The sequence below is a fragment of the Verruconatronum alginivorum genome (assembly GCF_056590205.1).
This window is the reverse complement of sequence record NZ_JBWPVQ010000001.1, coordinates 3,351,853-3,368,896: the sequence shown is the minus strand read 5'-3', so window position 1 is coordinate 3,368,896 and position 17,044 is coordinate 3,351,853. Positions and strand designations below refer to the sequence as shown.

The following is a 17,044-nucleotide window of genomic DNA, read 5'->3' as shown; positions in this document are numbered from 1 at the left end:
GATCGACCTTTCGGCCATTCGTCTCTGGCCGCTGCTGTCGGGCGGCAGAGCCAACCCGACTACGAAATGACGTCACGGAGAACCCGATAATACCTCCCTGCCACTGGGAGGGATGGCATCCTGCCGTCCGCCGTCGGCGTCGGGCTCAGAGGCAGGTCGGCTGGAAGCCAACCCTCCGATTTGGGCCGCACAGAAGCCGTTCAACGTAGTGGGGTTGGCTCCGCCGCCCTACCGTTTGGTGGCCGAAACGCGGGAGCCGACCAATCCCCCGGGGACGCGTGACATCGAACTTTCGGCCATTCGTCTCTCGCCGCTGCTGTCGGGCGGCGCAGCCAACCCGACTACGAAATGACGTCACGGAGAAGCCAATAATACCTCCCTGCCACTGGGAGGGATGGCATCCTGCCGTCCCCCGTCGGCGTCGGGCTCAGAGGCAGGTCGGCTGGAAGCCAACCGATCCGCCGGCGACGCGTGACATCGAACTTTCGGCCATTCGTCTCTGGCCGCTGCTGTCGGGCGGCAGAGCCAACCCGACTACGAAATGACGTCACGGAGAAGCCAATAATACCTCCCTGCCACTGGGAGGGATGGCATCCTGCCGTCCGCCGTCGGCGTCGGGCTCAGAGGCAGGTCGGCTGGAAGCCAACCCTCCGATTTGGGCCGCACAGAAGCCGTTCAACGTAGTGGGGTTGGCTCCGCCGCCCTACCGTTTGGTCTCCGAAACGCGGGGGCCGACCAATCCCGCCGGCGACGCGTGACATCGAACTTTCGGCCATTCGTCTCTCGCCGCTGCTGTCGGGCGGCAGAGCCAACCCGACTACGAAATGACGTCACGGAGAAGCCAATAATACCTCCCTGCCACTGGGAGGGATGGCATCCTGCCGTCCGCCGTCGGCGTCGGGCTCAGAGGCAGGTCGGCTGGAAGCCAACCCTCCGATTTGGTCCGCACAGAAGCCGTTCAACGTAGTGGGGTTGGCTCCGCCGCCCTCCCGTTTGGTGGCCGAATCGCGGGAGCCGACCGATCCCGCCGGCGACGCGTGACATCGAACTTTCGGCCATTCGTCTCTGGCCGCTGCTGTCGGGCGGCGGAGCCAACCCGACTACGAAATGACGTCGCGTAGACACCAATGAAACCTCCCAAACGAGACAGCCTTCGCTTCACCCGATTCGGCGACCCCAATCGCGAGAAAGCATGGTCCACCCATTTCCTGCGCAACCCGCAATCGTCTCGTCGCCATCCATCCGATACTCCCCCGCCGAGCGACGATAAGAAAACCGAAAACTCGCCCGCGGAAAGCTCATTGAATCGCCCTGCGGTCCCGGGACGCACGGCCAAGATTCCGTTGACCTCCCGGCGTTTCCTTTTCACTCTTGGCCGACGTTCCCGCTCCCTTTTCCGATGATGTATTGCAAACCTTTCCTTGATGTGGCGATCGGACGGCTCCGGTGGCCGCTCCTTCTTCTTTTAGCCGGTGCCGCGATGGTCGCCGGATGCGCCCCGCTCGATGACGAAGGGGGGCGCAACGATGTCCGCTGGGGGACGTCGGCGGTCGGTTCGTCGGGCCACCGGGCCTTGGTCGGCCTCGCCTCGTTGCTCAATCGCGAACTCGACGACCTGAGCATCACGGTGCTGCCGATGCCGGGGGCGATCATGGGGATGCGCAACTACGCCATGGGCGATCTCGACGCTTTTTACGGAGCCGACATCGCCTTCGCGGAACTCGCGACCGACAGCGGCCGGTTTTCCGGATTCGCCCCGAGAATGCGGCGGGCGCCAATCCAATCGTTTTGGGCCTACACCATGGAAATGGGGATCGCGATCGACGCCGGCAACCGGGACTCGATCCAAAGTTGGAGCGATCTGTCCGGCCGACCCGTATTCACCGGACCACGACCGTGGGACACCCGGGCCCACTTGGAGCGCCTGTTCGCCGCCCTCGAAATCGAACATCGTTACGTGGAACTCGATCTCGGCATGGCCGGGTCGCAACTCCGGGGCGGCACGGTGGCGGCCATCGGCATTTACACGACCGGCGAAGGAGACGTCGCCCCATGGGTCGCCGAAGCCGATCTCGCCGCCGATCTCGCGGTGGTGAACCCGAGCCCGGAAGAACGGGAGACCTTGCGGGCGGCCGGTTTCGGCTTAGTCACGGTGGAGACCCGTGCCTTCCGCAGCGGCGAGGAACCGACCGAGGCGGTGTTGTCGCCGTTCTTCTACGGCTTCCACCTCGGCGCCGACTTTTCCGAAGAGACCGTCTATCAGGTCCTGCTCACGATCGAAAAACATGCCCGGGAACTGGCGGCGGCGGACACCGTCTTCCGCCAATTGGCCGCCGACATGCCGGAGTTGCAACGGCGGGGTGTATCCAGCGCGCAAGCACACGCGGAGATCCATCCCGGCCTCGCCCGCTACATGCGGGAGCGGAGCGTATGGGATCCTGCCTGGGACGAACGGGTGGCGGTACTCGATTAACGCACGGAGCCGATGACCGGTCTTTTCTACGTCGCCAGCCTCCTTTATTTCGGGGTTCTGATCGGCTACTTCGCGACCGGCAAAGGAGGCCCGACGATGTTGGCGGTGCTGATGGTGCCGGCCTCGATCGTCATTCTGACGCTCAACGATCTGCGGCGGGGCGAGTTCTATCCCCGACTCCGTCTGCGGGCGCGGCAAGGCGTCGCGGGACTCTACGTCGCGCTGGCGGCCATCCCGTCGGTTTATCTGTTGGTGGAATTCGACGCGATCCGGATCGAGCGACTCGGCATCTGGAATTTGGCCGATCACCTCGCGGCGGGAGCCGTCATCCTGCTCGTCCTGGAATACACCCGCCGAAAATATTTCCCGGTTTTCGTCCTCAATCTCCTCCTCTGCGTGTATGCGGTGTTCGGTTGGCTGGTCCCGGGCTTGTTCCGGCATCCCGGAATCTCGTGGGAACGGTTGAGCAGTTCGCTCGGGTTGGAAATGTCGACCGGCGTTTTCGAACGGTTGCCGCAATTGGGCCTGACCTTGATCGGGTCGTTCCTCTTGCTGCTGGCGGCGCTCCAGGCGTTCGGATGCATCGACACTCTCCTGCGGGCGAGCGGACGCCTGGCGGCGCGCTCGCCCCGGCTCCTCCCCCAGGCCGCCGTGCTCGGATCGTTCGGCGTGGGGGCGGTCAGCGGCAGTGGCGCGGCCAACGCGGCGGCCACGGGGGCGGCGACCATTCCGATGTTGATCCGGGCGGGATTCCCCAAAGCCCGGGCGGCGGCGGTGGAAACGGCTTCATCCCTAGGCGGCCAATTGATGCCGCCCCTGATGGGCATTTCGGCCTTCCTGATGGCGGAGGTCATGGGAGTGAGCTACTTCGACGTGGTGGTGCGGGGATTCGCCCCGGCGATCATCTACTTCGCGGGCGTCGCCCTGGCGGTCCATTTGTTGACCGCCCGCTTCCAAATTCGACCGGTGACGACGGGGATCGAGCGTATCCGATGGTTCGATACCATGCGCCTCTTCGCCTACGTCGGCGCGTTGGTCGCGTTGGTTTGGCTGATGGGATATCTCCGGCTGCCGGCGATGCTCGCGGCCCAACAGGTTTTCCTCGGCTTGTTGGCGGTTCTCACGACGGTGTTTCTGCTGGAGACGCCGGGATCCGTGAAAAAGCGACTTAAATCCCTCCTCGATCCTTACCGGAAACTGATCGGAAACTTCGCGACCACCACGTCGGAGTTGACCATTCTCCTCGCCTCGCTCGGCATCCTGACGGCGGCCTTCACCGTCACCGGCGTGCCGGACAAGGTCGGCGTGCTCCTGATGCAACTCGGGGGATTCCATCCGGTGGCAATGGTGGCGGCGGCCTTCGTATTCGGATATTTGATCGGAATGGGCCTGCCGGTCGCGCCGACCTACATCGTGCTGGCGGTGGTGACGGCCCCGTTTCTCATTCAAGCCGGGATCAATCCATGGGTGGTCCACTTCTTCGCGTTCTTCGTCGCGATCTTCGGGGAATTGTCGCCGCCGACCTCGGTGACGGCGGCGGTCACCGCCCGGATCGCCGAGGCCTCGTTTCTCCGAACGATGTTCCATGCGATCGGCATGGCGTTGCCGCTGTTGATCTTGACCGGAGCGGTCTTCTGCCGTCCGGACCTTGTGCTCGAACCGGGTGTCGCCCAATTGGAGGCGTTCGGTTTCATATTGATCGGAACCGTGGGAATGACCTTCGCGGTCCACGGACGTTTCCGCCGACTCGGTCCGAAGGGGGATCGCCTGCTGCGGGCAATCCTTGCCGCCCTCGGCTTGGCGGTGATTTTCTTCCCTGTCCCCTATCTGTCGCCGGTCCTGGCCGTTATGATCCTTGCCCTCGTGACTGGCGGATTATGGTCGACGGACAAATGAGAGGTCTTGGAAGTCTCCGCCAGATGACGGCGGACGGCAGGATGCCATCCCTCCCAGTGGTCGCGAGTTTTTCCGAGTGGAATCACAGTGTCAGTAAGCCTTAAACCAGCAGTACTTAGCCGCGAGGAGGCACAAAAGGCGCATAGATGGGCTATCCCATGCTTTTGCGTATTCCGCGCTTTCTTGCGGCTACTCCAACTGCGGAGCTTAGGATAAAAAAAACGCCAAGGCGATCACACCTTGGCGTTTTGCAAATGATACAGGTTTTCGCTCTCAGAGCCGGTCGCTGTTCTTGGCGAGATAAGCGGCGACTCCTTCGGTCGTTCCCTTCATGCCTTCGTCTCCCGCGCGCCATCCGGCCGGGCAGACTTCCCCGTGCGCTTGGTGAAATGCCAGAGCGTCGACCATGCGGAGCATTTCATCCACATCACGGCCGAGCGGAAGGTCGTTGACCACCTGATGCCGGACGACCCCTTCCTCGTCGATCAGGAACGAGGCACGGAAAGCCACCCCGGCGTCCGGGTGCTCGACGTCGTAGGCACGGCAGATCTCGTGTTTCACGTCGGCAATCAGCGGATAACCGACCGCGCCGATCCCGCCCTCCGCGACCGGCGTATTCCGCCAGGCGTTGTGGGTGAATTGCGAATCGATCGAAATCCCGATCACCTGAACGCCGCGCTTGGCGAATTCGGGCACGCGTTTGTGAAACGCGATCAATTCCGACGGACACACGAACGTGAAGTCGAGCGGATAGAAGAAGAGAACCGCCTTCTTGCCTTCGATGTGATCGCTCAGCGTGTATTTATCGACGATCTCCCCGTTGCCGAGAACCGCGGCGGCGGTGAAATCAGGTGCTTTTCGTCCAACTAATACGGCCATAATTTTCTTATAATTGCCCGGCGCAGGCCGCCGGGTGGTTGATGAAAAAGGGACAAGGTAGGGCGCCGGTCGAATGACGCAAGCGACAAATGGGAAAAAGCCGGTGACGCTAGTCGGACGCGACGCGAGTGCATGCCGGACGACGATTGAACGTTCAGTCGAAACCTCGGCTCCCCCTACAACGGCAACCACGAACTCAAGGCCGAGCCGAGATAATAAGGCCAAACCACCAGCGCCAGCACGCCCTGCCAAAAACCCAACTGGAGAAACCCGATCGTGAACAACCAGGCCGCCACCCACAGCAGCCCGGCCGCACTGTGATGCTCGACGTGAATCCCCGCCGACCGATGCGATTCTTTCTCATGTTCCATGCATTCGTGTTAGCGAATCCGCCTCCCCCGCACAAGCCCACGCATCAGCCCTCCACCCGACAAGCGGAGCACAAACCGAAAAAAAGCACCTCGTAACCGGACAGGGCGATTCCCGGAACTTTCGGCAGTGGGACGAATGGCATTGGACAATCGAGGTCGAAGGTCTGCCGGCAACGGTTGCAGATGAAATGAGGATGTTCGTCGCGGGCGACCTTCTCGTAACGGCTCGGCTGGCCAGGATATTGAAGGCCGACCAGATAACCCTCCTCCAGAAGCGCGTTCACCGCGCGGCTCACCGTGGCGAACCCGATCGCGGGAAGCCGCGCCTTCGCCGCCTCCCACAACTCATGCCGCGTCAACGGACGATCCGTCGTCTCCAAAACGGAAACGATGATGTCCCATTGTTTGGTTTTACGTTGCGGCATTTTCTCCACTTTTTCTGTTGCCAAGCAAAAAGCAAGCCCCCAAATGATAATGATAATTCATTATCATTAAGTGCGATTTCTTCCGGCATTTCTATTATCCGTCCCCTTGGTTTTCCCGGGCATGCTCCCGGCGGCATCCGGCGGACCCTATTCCCGCGGACTCGATGATCCGGAGAACGCGTTCGACGCTCCCGTGCCAGGGTTTGTCGGGCCGGGGGGGCTCGGTCGGTCGGCGCCGGAAAACAATTTCGTGAACCCGGTCTTTTTCAGCTGGATTGAAGAGGTGGTCGAATACGCACCCGCCCCGGGGGTCGCCTCGAGTTGGAGCGATTCATCGCGAGTGCTGGGCCCCGTCACCGGCAACCACCTGAACGTCGTCTCCCTCGGCGACCTCAGCGCGACCCAGATCGCCAGCGCGGAGGCGCCCGGCTCAATCACCGTGGCGCTGGGCCGCCCGATCGGCAATCGTTCCGGCGCCGATTTCGTCATCTTCGAAAACGCTTACCGTTCCGCGGGCGGAGCCGGTGTCGCCGGAGAAGTCTTCGCGGAACTGGCCTACGTCGAGGTCTCCAGCAACGGTATCGATTTCGCCCGCTTTCCTTCGCATTCGCTGACTCCGGCCCCGGTCGGCCCGTACGGCACCATCGATCCGACCCGCGTCCGCAATCTCGCCGGCAAGCACCTCAACGCCTACGGCGATTCGTGGGGCACTCCTTTTTTCCTGGAGGATTTACAGGATCATCCACGGGTGCTCGACGGCACGGTCGACCTCGACGCCATCACCCGGGTGCGAATCGTCGATATCCCAGGCAACGGATTCTTCACCGACAGTCTTGGCAATCCAATCTACGACGCCTGGCTGACCACCGGCTCCGGGGGGTTCGACCTCGAGGCGATCGGAGTGATCTCAACACCGATGACTTACGCCGCTTGGATCGCCAACGCGGGAGTCGCGGGCGAGCATGCGGCACCTTCGGCGGATCCATCGGGAAACGGCGTCGCAAATCTTCTCGAATATGCTTCAGGCGGACACCCTCTCCGAACGGGTTTCAAGCCCGGCGATCACGGATTCTCCCTTCACCAAACGGATGGGGAAACGTTTCTCACCCTCCGATTCGTCCGCGACGAACGGGTGACGGATCTGCTCTACGAAGTCCAGGTTTCAACGGATCTGCGATCCTGGGAGACCATCGCCCGGAGCCAGGCGGGAGCCCCGGTCACCAGCGAGCATCCGATCCGGATCGTCGAAGACTCCGCCAGCCCGATCGCCAGCATCGGCGTTCTCCGGCAAGTGGAGGTTTCCGATATCGAACCGCTTTCCGCGGGAAACGCGCGCTTCCTGCGTCTCAAGCTCTCGCTGACCGATGAAGACTGAAGGGCAAGCGACTCTCCCTCGCCGGGCCTTCACCTTGATCGAACTGCTGGTGGTGCTGGCGGTCATCGGAATTCTGGTGGCGATCCTGCTGCCGGTGATCGCGGATGTCCGGCTCAGTGCCCGGATCGCCTACTCGTCGACGACACTCCGGCAATTGGTCGTCGCCAATTTCGCTCATGCCGCCGACAACGGGGGAGCTCTCGCTTTCGCGACCAACGAAAACAACGACAAACGATGGTCGGCGAAATTGATCAACGGCACCTGGGATCGGTCGCGCGGCTACCTCAGTCCCTATCTCGACGCCAACGAACAGGCCTCCTATTGCCCCATTCTGGCCGATCTGCTGAATCTCGGCGCCCCCTCCTTCGAACTGAATACCGGCGGCTTCGGTTACAACAGCGCCTATCTCGGCGGAGTGGAAGGCGTTTTCATGGGACGCCCCTCCGCCCACATCCACCAAATCAGGACCCCTTCCCGGACCATTATGTTCGCCACGACGGCTTACGCGCTCGCCGCCGGAGTACAGGAGTATCCCTTCGTGGAACCTCCGTTCTGGGATTTCGGATACATTTCGGGCCACCGACCTTCCCCTTCCCTCCACTTCCGCGCCCGCGGCCAAGCCATTGTCGCCTGGGCGGACGGACACGTCTCGCTGGAGCTCCCCCAACCACGCCCCCACGGCCACAATCCCCACGGCGGCGACAGCGCCTCGAACGACCTCGGCTGGATCGGACCGGACGACAACAACGGTTTCTGGAATCCGGCCAACTGACATCCCACGCATTCATTTTTCTGATACAAACATGAACATCAATCCCACGATCAAACAAATCGCGCTGCTCGCCGGCGCGGCTCTCGCCACAGGGGCCTCCGCGGCCGCCTCCATCACTTTCAGTTCCGGTTATTTCGGAACCACGGTGCACACCCATCAAGGAACGGGCGTCATCGTCGGATTCGACCGGGCGGCGGATGGCCACCTCTATTACACGACCGACGCCGACTGGAGTTTCGGCGGTTTTCACCGGTGGAACGGCGCGAACCAGACCACTCTCGTCAACGCCAATTCCGATTTCACCGGCTCGAGCGTCGTCGCCATCGGCAATCACGTGTATTACAACACGAGTGATTTCACCGACCAAAAGATTTTCCGCTTCGGGCCGGTTTCCAATGGCAGCCCGACCACCACCCTGATCTCGACCACCCCCAATTCGGGGCTTCACACCCATGACGGAGCCCTTTTCATCACCGGTTCAATCGGATTCGGCACCAACCATATCTACCACAGCACACTCGACGCCCAAGGCGGATTGAATTCCGATCCGGCAACCGATCTCGGCGTAACTTTCGGTTCGTCCGGTCCACTCGCCTTCGACGGGGCGGGAAATCTTTTCTACGCGCCCGGGTTCGGCGATCACAGCATATACCGGTGGTCGGCTGAACAAGTGGCCGCCGCCATCGCCGATCCGGTCGGAAGTCCGCTGCCGACCACGGGAGTACTCTGGGCTAATTACAGCGAACTGTATGGCGACGTCGCTGGAGCCACGGCGATGGCGTTCGATTATCAAGGAGAACTCGCTCTCACTCTCACCAGTTTCGACGCGGCATCCTACCTGGTTCGTTTCGGCATGGATGGCACCGGCCACTGGAGCGGCGGCCATCAGGAGCTCTTGTCGACCACGGACCGCCTCGGCGAACTCCGAAACTTCGACGGTCAGCTCTATTTGGCCGTCGGCGACACCATTCTTCAAGTCATCCCCGAACCGCGGACCTGGGCGTTGCTCTTCGGGCTTTTTGCCGCCGGGGCGGTCTTCGTCACGCGAAGCCGGCAACGAACCACCGCCTGACCCGTATCTTTGCGGCGACGGCCGACCGGGAGGCCGTCGCCGCAGAAAAGGTTCTCTTCCTCCGAGCAGGCCACCCGCCGCCCGGCACTGACGTTCAACGGTTGCGCGTTTTCCCAAACCAATGATTGAAATCGACTCGCCCCTCGATCATCCTTCCCGGTTCCTTATGAAAACTTGCCCGAAGTTCACGTTCGGCGTCGGTGATCGGTTCGCCCATCAAGCCGTCGCTCAATTAAAAGCCTTCGAACTCGCCCGCTCAGCCGGAGCCGAGATCGTTCCCGTTTGGAACAAGTCCAATCGCGAGCACCAGATCATCGGATCCGAACCGTCCGGCACCCGCGAGGCCGCCGACGCCGCGGTCAAACAATTGGGCTGGAAAGAGGATTACCTCCTCGACGCCGACCACATCAACCTCGGGACGGTCGACCGCTTCATCGCGCCGTGCGACTTCTTCACCCTGGACGTCGCCGACGACATCGGCGAGGCCGCCGATCCGACCGACATCTCCGCCTTCATCGACCGCCATCCCGAACTGATCGGCACCATCGAGATCGCCGGGATCGACCAACCGTTCCAGACCACCCGGGAAGATATCGAGAAGGCCGCCCGCCAATTCCTCAAGGCCACCCAAAAGGCCGCCGCGATTTACCAACACATCGTCGAAAAGCGCGGCAAAGACGACTTCGTCACCGAAGTTTCCATGGACGAAACCGACCGGCCCCAGACTCCGCCGGAACTCCTGGTGATTCTGGCCGCCATCGGCGATCTCGGCATTCCGGTGCAAACCATCGCCCCGAAGTTCACCGGCCGTTTCAACAAGGGCGTCGATTACGTCGGCGACCTCGCCAAGTTCGAAAAGGAATTCAACGACGATCTCGCCGTCATCGCCCACGCCATCAAAGCCTACGGCCTTCCGGAAACCTTGAAGTTGTCGGTTCATTCCGGCTCCGATAAATTCTCCCTCTACGCCCCGATCCGCGCCGCCTTGGCCCGAACCGGCGCCGGCCTTCACATCAAAACCGCCGGCACCACCTGGCTGGAGGAAGTGATCGGCCTCGCCGAAGCCGGAGGCGACGCCCTCGAACTGGCGAAAAAAATCTACGCCACCGCCTTGGCAAAAAAGGAAGCGCTCTGCCAGCCCTATGCGACCGTCATCGACATCGACGACGCCAAGCTTCCGAGCGCCGACGAAGTCGCCGGCTGGAGCAGCGACCAATTCACCGGAGCTCTCCGCCACGACCAGAAGAACCCGGCCTACAACCCCCACTTCCGCCAGCTCCTCCACGTCGGCTTCAAAGTCGCCGCCCAACTCGGCGGCACCTATTTGGACGCCCTCAAGAAGAACGCCGACGTGATCGGAAAAAACGTCACCGGCAACCTCTTTGAGCGGCACATGAAGCCGCTATTCCTGTAATCAAAGCAATCCGGCAGCGCGCCGTCAGTGCCGCGGTTGACGGTCTTCGGCTTAAGCACTGCTTCATCGAGTAAAAACTCGATGCTACGGGTAGCATCCGGCTTTCGCCGGATGACCGGAGCGGCGCGCTTCAGCCGCCGTCAGTGCCGTGGTCGACGGTCTTCGGCTGAAGCACGAAGTTCCGGCTTAAGCTCTGTTTCATCGAGTGAAAACTCGATGCTACGGGTAGCATCCGGCTTTCGCCGGATGACCGCAGCGGCGCGCTTCAGCCGCCGTCGTTGCCGAGGTTGAGGGTCTTCGGCTGAAGCACGAAGTTCCGGCTTATGCTCTGTTTCATCGAGTGAAAACTCGATGCTACGGTAGCATCCGGCTTTCGCCGGATGACCGGAGCGGCGCGCTTCAGCCGCCGTCAGTGCCTAGTTTGACGGTCTTCGGCTGAAGCACGAAGTTCCGGCTTATGCTCTGTTTCATCAAGAGAAAACTCGATGCCACGGGTAGCATCCGGCTTTCGCCGGATGACCGGAGCGGCGCGCTTCAGCCGCCGTCGTTAAAGTCCCAACTTTCTCGATACGTATTCTTCGTAAATCCGGTAAAAAACGACCATCGACTCGATGTCGATCCATTCGTCTTTTCCATGGAGGTTTCCCACCAAAGGACGGGACATCACCACCGGAATTCCATGCTCGGAAATGAACCGGGCGTCGCTCCCGCCGTCGTCGCGGATTCTCCGGGCCGGTTCACCGGTCACTTCTTCGGTCACCTGCAAATAGAGCGGATCCGGATCGAGGCGGGTCGCCTCCGAGAAGACGATCACTTCCGTTTCCGCCTGCCCTCCGAGCGCCGCTTTCACCCCTTCCAGAATCGAGGCGGACGTATGGGGAGCCGGAAAGCGGATATCCAAAATCGCCTCCGCGTGGGCCGGCACCCGGTTGATCGTTTCGTTCGCGGTGTGGATTCTGGATACACTGCAAGTCGGATGCCACGTCGTCCCCGACTCGACCAAACCGTCGAAGTAACGCCGAACCCGCTCCAGTCCGGCGATCATTTTCTCCACCGCATTGTCCGCCAACCACGGGCGGGCGGCGTGCCCTTCCCGACCGCTGCTCTTGATCCGGAGATGAAGGATCCCTTTTTCCTCCACCGTGATCGCCGTCACCGATCCGCCATCGGGAATCAACGCCACCCCGCAACGCATCCCCGCCTCGCCGAAGAGATAACCCATCCCGTCCTCGCCGCCGATTTCCTCGTCGGTGGTGACGGCGACCCCGACCGATGCCCCCGGACGCCGCTGCTGCACCGCCCGGTAGAGTTCCAAGAGGATCGCCAGGGCTCCTTTCATATCGCCCGACCCCGGACCGTAAATCCGGCCTTCGCGCACGTGCGACCGGTAAACCGACAGGTCCGGATGGCCGATCACGTCGCAATGGGCGGCGAGCAAAACATCGGGCGTGTCGCAACCTTTCGGGGCGGCCACCAACGACTGCACCCCGGCGTGCTCGAACTCCCGGATCACCGTCCCTTCCATCGACTCCAGATGGTTCTTCACGAACTCATAACAGCGGCGCAGATCGTCCGGCCGCGAGGGAATGCCGGGGATCAACATCAGATCCCGGGTCAACGCCACCAATCGGCTCCGCAAGCGAGTCGTTTCCTCAGTCTCAGTCACGGTCAAACTCCCATAAAATCGATTCCAGGTTTCGCACCGCCCGGAATATTTCCCGCACTTCGTCCAGATCGGCCCCGAGGGCGAGAAACTGCCCTTTCGTGACAAACCCGTCGCGGGTCAGGTTGAAATTGATCGGCAACACCCCGTTCGTCATTCCCGGCCGATACAACAGACAGGCGTCATCAAGCGCCCGCAGGATCAGATCGCTGCCGTAAGGTTGGGCGAACCGGATGTTGCGCATCAGCCAGACTCCTTCGGGCAAAAAGTGCCGCGCCAGCAACGAGGGATAGGTCGCTCCGGTGATCCGGGCGTTCAACTCGCACAAGCGGGCTTCACAACTTCCACCCCGGTCAACCACATGGAAATCGGCGCTCGCCGTCCCCCGGTAGCCTTGCTCGTGCAACCACCGCGCGGCGATTCCCCCCTGGTCGAGCAATTCTTTCCGCAATCCCGGATAGTCCTCCAGATAAGCCGGCGGCGAAACATTCCCTTCATGGACGCTCATCCCGCTCAGGATTTGATCGGTCAAATCGAAGAGCGCCACCCGATCGTCGCCGATGAACATCTGGACGCTGGGCGACCCGAGGAAACGGACGCCTTCGCTTTCCTCCAGCCATCCCTGCATGAGACACGGCCCTTCATAAAACAAATACTCCGGCATCGGATCGACTTCGCCTTCGTCGAAACGGAGCCGCAACATCCCGATTCCCGACGCCCCGACCTGGGCCTTGATCACACCTTGGCGGTATCCTTTTTTCTTCAATTCACCGACCGCCGCCCGCACTTCCGCGTCGTCCCGGACGATGACCGTGTCGAAGACCGGCAGGCCGCGCGAGACGAGGAATTCGTGCAACAAAAACTTGTTGTTCCCCCGATGACTCCCTTCCCGCGAGGCGATCAGCTTTTTCCCGCTCAATTCCGCCAAACGCACCAGCGCGAGATCGGTCACGAATCCGTCGAGCCACTCCGCCGGGTGCTCCCGGACCCGCCTAACCAATTCCGCCGCCCCCTCCGAAAGCGGCCCGTCCCCTTCCCTCAACGAGAGATAATCCGAATGTTTCGCCACCTCCACGTCGGGAATGGAAAGCTTCAACTCCTTTTCAAAATACTCGCACAACCGAGCATCCGGCTTCCCTTCCAAAATCAGCAGATTCTTCCCGCCCTGGAAGATCAGGTCGACGATCGGAATCAACCGGCCGCCGTAGGTTTCGAGCGACCCGACCTCATGACGCAGCACTTCCGTTCCCCGGACGTTGCCGAAAAAGAGGGAAAGCAAATTGGCGACGAACACCGCGTCCCTGTCCCATAAGCGCGGCGCGGCCCCGATCTTCCGTTCGACCGTCAAACCCGTCTCCATCTCCGTTCCCGCCTCGACATTCTCCATAATCCGAATCCGATCCTCCCACATTACGATTTCCAAAACCGTCTCCACAAACTATATCCGCAATTCCCCCGAAAGAAAAGCCCGTTGCCCGTCAACGGCTCCTCCCCTTCATAATTCATTCCCTCCGGCGTTCAAAATTCTCTTCCCGCTTGCCCGACCACCCCCTTCCATGAAAGATTGCCCTCTTATTTTATGAAGACCGACAGCGACACCGTTTCTCTTCCATACGATCCCGAGCTTCTTCCCCGGGAAAAAGCCCGGCACTACATCCCGGCCAGCGACGACGACATCACCGCCATGTTGCAAGCGGTCGGCGCCGGTTCGATGAAGGAGCTTTTCCGTCACATCGATTCCCGCCTCGCCATGCCGGACACCCTCCCCTTGCCCGAGGAACTTGAATACGAGGAGTTGCGGAAACACCTGGTCGATCTCGCAGCCAAAAACCAGATCCGACCTTCCTTCGTCGGCGACGGCCTTCCCCAATACCGCGAGCCGGAAATCACCTCCCACGTCTCCTCCCTGCGCAACCTCACCACTTCCTACACCCCTTACCAACCGGAGCGAAGCCAGGGGACGTTGATGACCCACTGGATTTACCAGTGCGCCCTCGCAATACTCACCGGTTTCGAGGCGATCAACCTCTCCCTCTACGACCGCGCCACCGCCATCTTCGAAGCGATCTGCTGCTCCCTCCGCCTCACCCGCGGCACCGACACCGTCCTCGTCAGCCAAGCCATTTTTCCCGGCGACCTTGAAGTGATCCGGTCGCTCGTCCTCGACACCAAAATCAAGATCGTCGAGGTCCCGGCCCATCCCGCCACCGGCCGGCTCGATCCCGCCGCCGTCCGGGCCCGGGCCGCCGAGATCGGGAGCAATCTCGCCGCCATCGTTTTCCCGCAGGTCAACACCTTCGGCCTCCTCGAGGAAGTCGACGCGTTGACCGATCTCGCCGAGGACCTGAAGGTCAAGAGCGTCGCCGTCATCGACCCGATGCTGCTCGCCACCGGCGGATTGAAACCGCCCGCGAAGTTCGGCCGCAACGGTGCCAACATGTTCGTCGGCGAAGCGCAACATCTCGCCATCGGACCGAATTTCGGCGGTCCCGGACTCGGCCTCTTCGGCGTCCGGCACAATGACAAGGTCCGCAACGACATCCGCGCCACCCCGGGCCGCTACGTCGGCCGCGCCCGCGACCTCGACGGCCGCGATTGCCTAGTGATGGTCCTTTCCACCCGCGAACAACACATCCGCCGCGAGAAAGCGACCTCCAACATTTGCTCCAACCAGGCCTTCCTCGCCACCCTCGCCGGAGCCGCCATCCTCCAACGGGGCGAAAACGGCATGGCCGACGCCTGCCGGACCGGAATGGACCGCGCCCGCCGCGCCGCCGCCCGCCTCGCCTCCCACCCGGGAGTCGCCCTCGCCTTCCCCGAGACGCCCTTCTTCAACGAATTCGTCCTCGCCCTTCCGATTTCCGCCGCCGACTGCATCGCCGCCGGACGCCGCTTCGGCATCCACCCGGGAGTCGACGTCTCCGCCCGGGTCCCCGGCTCCACCGGCAACCACCTCAAACTCTCCTTCTCCGATTGGCAGAGCGACGCCGACCTCGAACTGCTGTTCTCCTTCTTCACCGAAACCTTCGGCCCCGCCACCGACGAACCGGCGACCCCTCCGGCGGAAATCCCCGGCGGACTCCGCCGCGCCGATCCGGTCGGCCTCCCCAATCCCTCACTGGAGGAATTGAAGGCCTATTACAGCGAACTGGCCGATCTCAACATCAGTCCCGACGACGGTTGTTATCCGCTCGGTTCCTGCACGATGAAATACAACCCGCATATTAACGACTATGCGGCGGGCCTCCCCGGTTTCACCAACATCCACCCGCAGGCCGATGTCGACGACGCCCAAGGGTCGTTGGAGATCTTGTACCGCATCCAGGAATGGTTCAAAAAGATCACCGGCCTCGCCGGGGTCACCACCCAACCGGTCGCCGGAGCCCAGGGCGAACTGGTCGGATTGAAACTCTTCCAGGCCTACCACCGCGCCCGGGGCGACACCGGACGCGATCTCATCCTGATCCCGCGCTCCGCCCACGGCACCAATTTCGCCACCGCCACCATGGCCGGCTTCGACAACAAACCGGGCGGTCCCCAATCGGGCGGCATCGTCCTGCTCGACGCCGACGAAACCGGTCAGGTCGAAATGAATTCCCTCCGCGAAAAGGTCGCCGCCTACGGTCCGCGGATCAGCGGCATCATGATCACCAACCCAAACACCGGCGGCATCTTTGAGGCCCGTTTCCGCGAGATTGCCGACCTCATCCACGAGGCGGGCGGATTGGTTTACATGGACGGCGCCAACATGAACGCCATCGCCGGCTGGATCGATCTCGGCAAGATGGGGGTCGACGCGGTCCACAACAATCTCCACAAAACCTGGACCATTCCCCACGGCGGCGGCGGTCCCGGCGACGCCATCGTCGCGGTCAGCGAAAAACTGGTCGATTTCCTCCCGGGCGCCCAAATCATCAAGGAAGGCGACCGCTACGTCCCGGTCGTGCCGAAACAAACCATCGGACCGATGCACCGCCACTGGGGCAACTTCGGGCACAAGATCCGGGCCTACACCTACCTCGCCCGCCTCGGCCGCGACGGCGTCAAACGGATGTCCGCCATGGCGGTCCTTTCCGCCCGCTACGTGGCGAAACAACTCGAAAGCACCTTCCCGTTCCTGCCGCCCCAATCGGAAGAAGCGCCGCGGATGCACGAGTTCATCATCACCCTCCCGGAATCGCTCTTCCAAAAAATCGAAGAAGCCGGTATCCCCCGGGCCAACATCATTCCCCGGGTCGGAAAGCTTTTCCTCGATTTCGGCTACCACGCGCCGACCGTCGCTTTTCCGGAAGTTTTCGGACTGATGATCGAGCCGACCGAAAGCTATACCCGCGCCGAACTCGACCGCTTCTCCGAGACGGTCCGCGAAATCGAGCGCCTCATTTCCGACCACCCGGAGGTGTTGAAGTCCGCTCCCCACTTCACTCCGATCGACCGCGTCGACGAAGTCGCCGCCAACCGCGAACTCACCGTCAGCGAACCAATCCGCGACCTCCCCCGGCTTCCCCCCAACCGGATCCCTCCCCGCGACCTGGTCCGCATGGACCTCGCCGACCTCCGCGCCAAAATCATCGAAGCCGCCGCGATCACGGGCAGAAAACCCATCGAGTGAAAACTCGATGCTACGCTCCTCACTTCCGTAGCATCCCGGCTTTCGCCGGATGACCGTCGCGGGAAGGAACCCATCGAGTGAAAACTCGATGC

Annotated in this window: 13 protein-coding genes; 8 read left to right on the top strand and 5 right to left on the bottom strand. The window is 62.0% G+C overall.

Going from position 1 to position 17,044, the window contains the following annotated elements:
- Window positions 1–112: 112 nt before the first annotated feature.
- The 3 genes from ACWUI2_RS11975 to ACWUI2_RS11965 all read left to right on the top strand — a co-directional run bounded on the left by ACWUI2_RS11975 (window position 113) and on the right by ACWUI2_RS11965 (window position 4,369).
- Entirely contained in the window at window positions 113–352 is a 240-nt protein-coding gene (locus ACWUI2_RS11975) for a hypothetical protein (RefSeq protein ID WP_486983079.1), read from the top strand.
- A 1,047-nt stretch (window positions 353–1,399) separates the two neighbouring features.
- A complete protein-coding gene (locus ACWUI2_RS11970; protein WP_486983078.1) occupies window positions 1,400–2,473 on the top strand; it encodes a TAXI family TRAP transporter solute-binding subunit in 1,074 nt (357 codons plus the stop codon).
- Window positions 2,474–2,485: 12 nt separating this feature from the next.
- Window positions 2,486–4,369: a TRAP transporter permease gene (locus tag ACWUI2_RS11965; protein ID WP_486983077.1), complete on the top strand. Its 1,884-nt coding sequence runs from the start codon at window positions 2,486–2,488 to the stop codon at window positions 4,367–4,369.
- Window positions 4,370–4,642: 273 nt separating this feature from the next.
- On the opposite strand, the gene ACWUI2_RS11960 is transcribed toward ACWUI2_RS11965, so the two are convergent.
- From ACWUI2_RS11960 to ACWUI2_RS11950, 3 genes are all read right to left on the bottom strand, one after another.
- Entirely contained in the window at window positions 4,643–5,248 is a 606-nt protein-coding gene (locus ACWUI2_RS11960) for a peroxiredoxin (protein WP_486983076.1), read from the bottom strand.
- 176 nt (window positions 5,249–5,424) lie between these two features.
- Window positions 5,425–5,619 (bottom strand): hypothetical protein, encoded by a 195-nt coding sequence (locus ACWUI2_RS11955; protein ID WP_486983075.1) that lies wholly within the window; start codon window positions 5,617–5,619, stop codon window positions 5,425–5,427.
- A 44-nt stretch (window positions 5,620–5,663) separates the two neighbouring features.
- Entirely contained in the window at window positions 5,664–6,044 is a 381-nt protein-coding gene (locus ACWUI2_RS11950; protein ID WP_486983074.1) for a Fur family transcriptional regulator, read from the bottom strand.
- Between the two features lie 70 nt (window positions 6,045–6,114).
- Here ACWUI2_RS11950 and ACWUI2_RS11945 point away from each other — a divergent pair, with 70 nt between their 5' ends.
- The 4 genes from ACWUI2_RS11945 to ACWUI2_RS11930 all read left to right on the top strand — a co-directional run bounded on the left by ACWUI2_RS11945 (window position 6,115) and on the right by ACWUI2_RS11930 (window position 10,677).
- Entirely contained in the window at window positions 6,115–7,419 is a 1,305-nt protein-coding gene (locus ACWUI2_RS11945) for a hypothetical protein (protein ID WP_486983073.1), read from the top strand.
- Window positions 7,409–8,191, top strand: coding sequence for a type II secretion system protein (locus ACWUI2_RS11940; RefSeq protein ID WP_486983072.1), 783 nt, complete (start codon window positions 7,409–7,411; stop codon window positions 8,189–8,191). The genes ACWUI2_RS11945 and ACWUI2_RS11940 overlap by 11 nt, the downstream gene beginning before the upstream one ends.
- A 31-nt stretch (window positions 8,192–8,222) precedes the next feature.
- Entirely contained in the window at window positions 8,223–9,263 is a 1,041-nt protein-coding gene (locus tag ACWUI2_RS11935) for a hypothetical protein (RefSeq protein WP_486983071.1), read from the top strand.
- A 166-nt stretch (window positions 9,264–9,429) separates the two neighbouring features.
- Window positions 9,430–10,677, top strand: a complete 1,248-nt coding sequence (locus tag ACWUI2_RS11930) for a tagaturonate epimerase family protein (RefSeq protein ID WP_486983070.1) — start codon at window positions 9,430–9,432, stop codon at window positions 10,675–10,677.
- Window positions 10,678–11,224: 547 nt separating this feature from the next.
- On the opposite strand, the gene ACWUI2_RS11925 is transcribed toward ACWUI2_RS11930, so the two are convergent.
- Window positions 11,225–12,343: a M20 family metallopeptidase gene (locus ACWUI2_RS11925; RefSeq protein WP_486983069.1), complete on the bottom strand. Its 1,119-nt coding sequence runs from the start codon at window positions 12,341–12,343 to the stop codon at window positions 11,225–11,227.
- Window positions 12,336–13,727: an ATP-grasp domain-containing protein gene (locus ACWUI2_RS11920; protein ID WP_486983068.1), complete on the bottom strand. Its 1,392-nt coding sequence runs from the start codon at window positions 13,725–13,727 to the stop codon at window positions 12,336–12,338. Before ACWUI2_RS11920 ends, ACWUI2_RS11925 begins: the two co-directional genes overlap by 8 nt.
- Before the next feature lie 192 nt (window positions 13,728–13,919).
- Between ACWUI2_RS11920 and gcvPB the strand changes: the two genes are divergently transcribed.
- On the top strand, window positions 13,920–16,952 hold the full coding sequence (gcvPB, locus tag ACWUI2_RS11915) for an aminomethyl-transferring glycine dehydrogenase subunit GcvPB (RefSeq protein ID WP_486983067.1): 3,033 nt from the start codon (window positions 13,920–13,922) through the stop codon (window positions 16,950–16,952).
- Window positions 16,953–17,044: the final 92 nt, after the last annotated feature.

What these genes read in the sequence shown, in the direction of transcription:
- ACWUI2_RS11930 (WP_486983070.1), top strand. Translation starts at nt 9,430, where the DNA reads ATGAAAACTTGCCCGAAGTTCACGTTCGGCGTCGGTGATCGGTTCGCC.
- ACWUI2_RS11960 (WP_486983076.1), bottom strand. Translation starts at nt 5,248, where the DNA reads ATGGCCGTATTAGTTGGACGAAAAGCACCTGATTTCACCGCCGCCGCG.
- ACWUI2_RS11975 (WP_486983079.1), top strand. Translation starts at nt 113, where the DNA reads ATGGCATCCTGCCGTCCGCCGTCGGCGTCGGGCTCAGAGGCAGGTCGG.
- ACWUI2_RS11940 (WP_486983072.1), top strand. Translation starts at nt 7,409, where the DNA reads ATGAAGACTGAAGGGCAAGCGACTCTCCCTCGCCGGGCCTTCACCTTG.
- ACWUI2_RS11935 (WP_486983071.1), top strand. Translation starts at nt 8,223, where the DNA reads ATGAACATCAATCCCACGATCAAACAAATCGCGCTGCTCGCCGGCGCG.
- ACWUI2_RS11970 (WP_486983078.1), top strand. Translation starts at nt 1,400, where the DNA reads ATGATGTATTGCAAACCTTTCCTTGATGTGGCGATCGGACGGCTCCGG.
- ACWUI2_RS11965 (WP_486983077.1), top strand. Translation starts at nt 2,486, where the DNA reads ATGACCGGTCTTTTCTACGTCGCCAGCCTCCTTTATTTCGGGGTTCTG.
- gcvPB (WP_486983067.1), top strand. Translation starts at nt 13,920, where the DNA reads ATGAAGACCGACAGCGACACCGTTTCTCTTCCATACGATCCCGAGCTT.
- ACWUI2_RS11950 (WP_486983074.1), bottom strand. Translation starts at nt 6,044, where the DNA reads ATGCCGCAACGTAAAACCAAACAATGGGACATCATCGTTTCCGTTTTG.
- ACWUI2_RS11955 (WP_486983075.1), bottom strand. Translation starts at nt 5,619, where the DNA reads ATGGAACATGAGAAAGAATCGCATCGGTCGGCGGGGATTCACGTCGAG.
- ACWUI2_RS11920 (WP_486983068.1), bottom strand. Translation starts at nt 13,727, where the DNA reads ATGGAGAATGTCGAGGCGGGAACGGAGATGGAGACGGGTTTGACGGTC.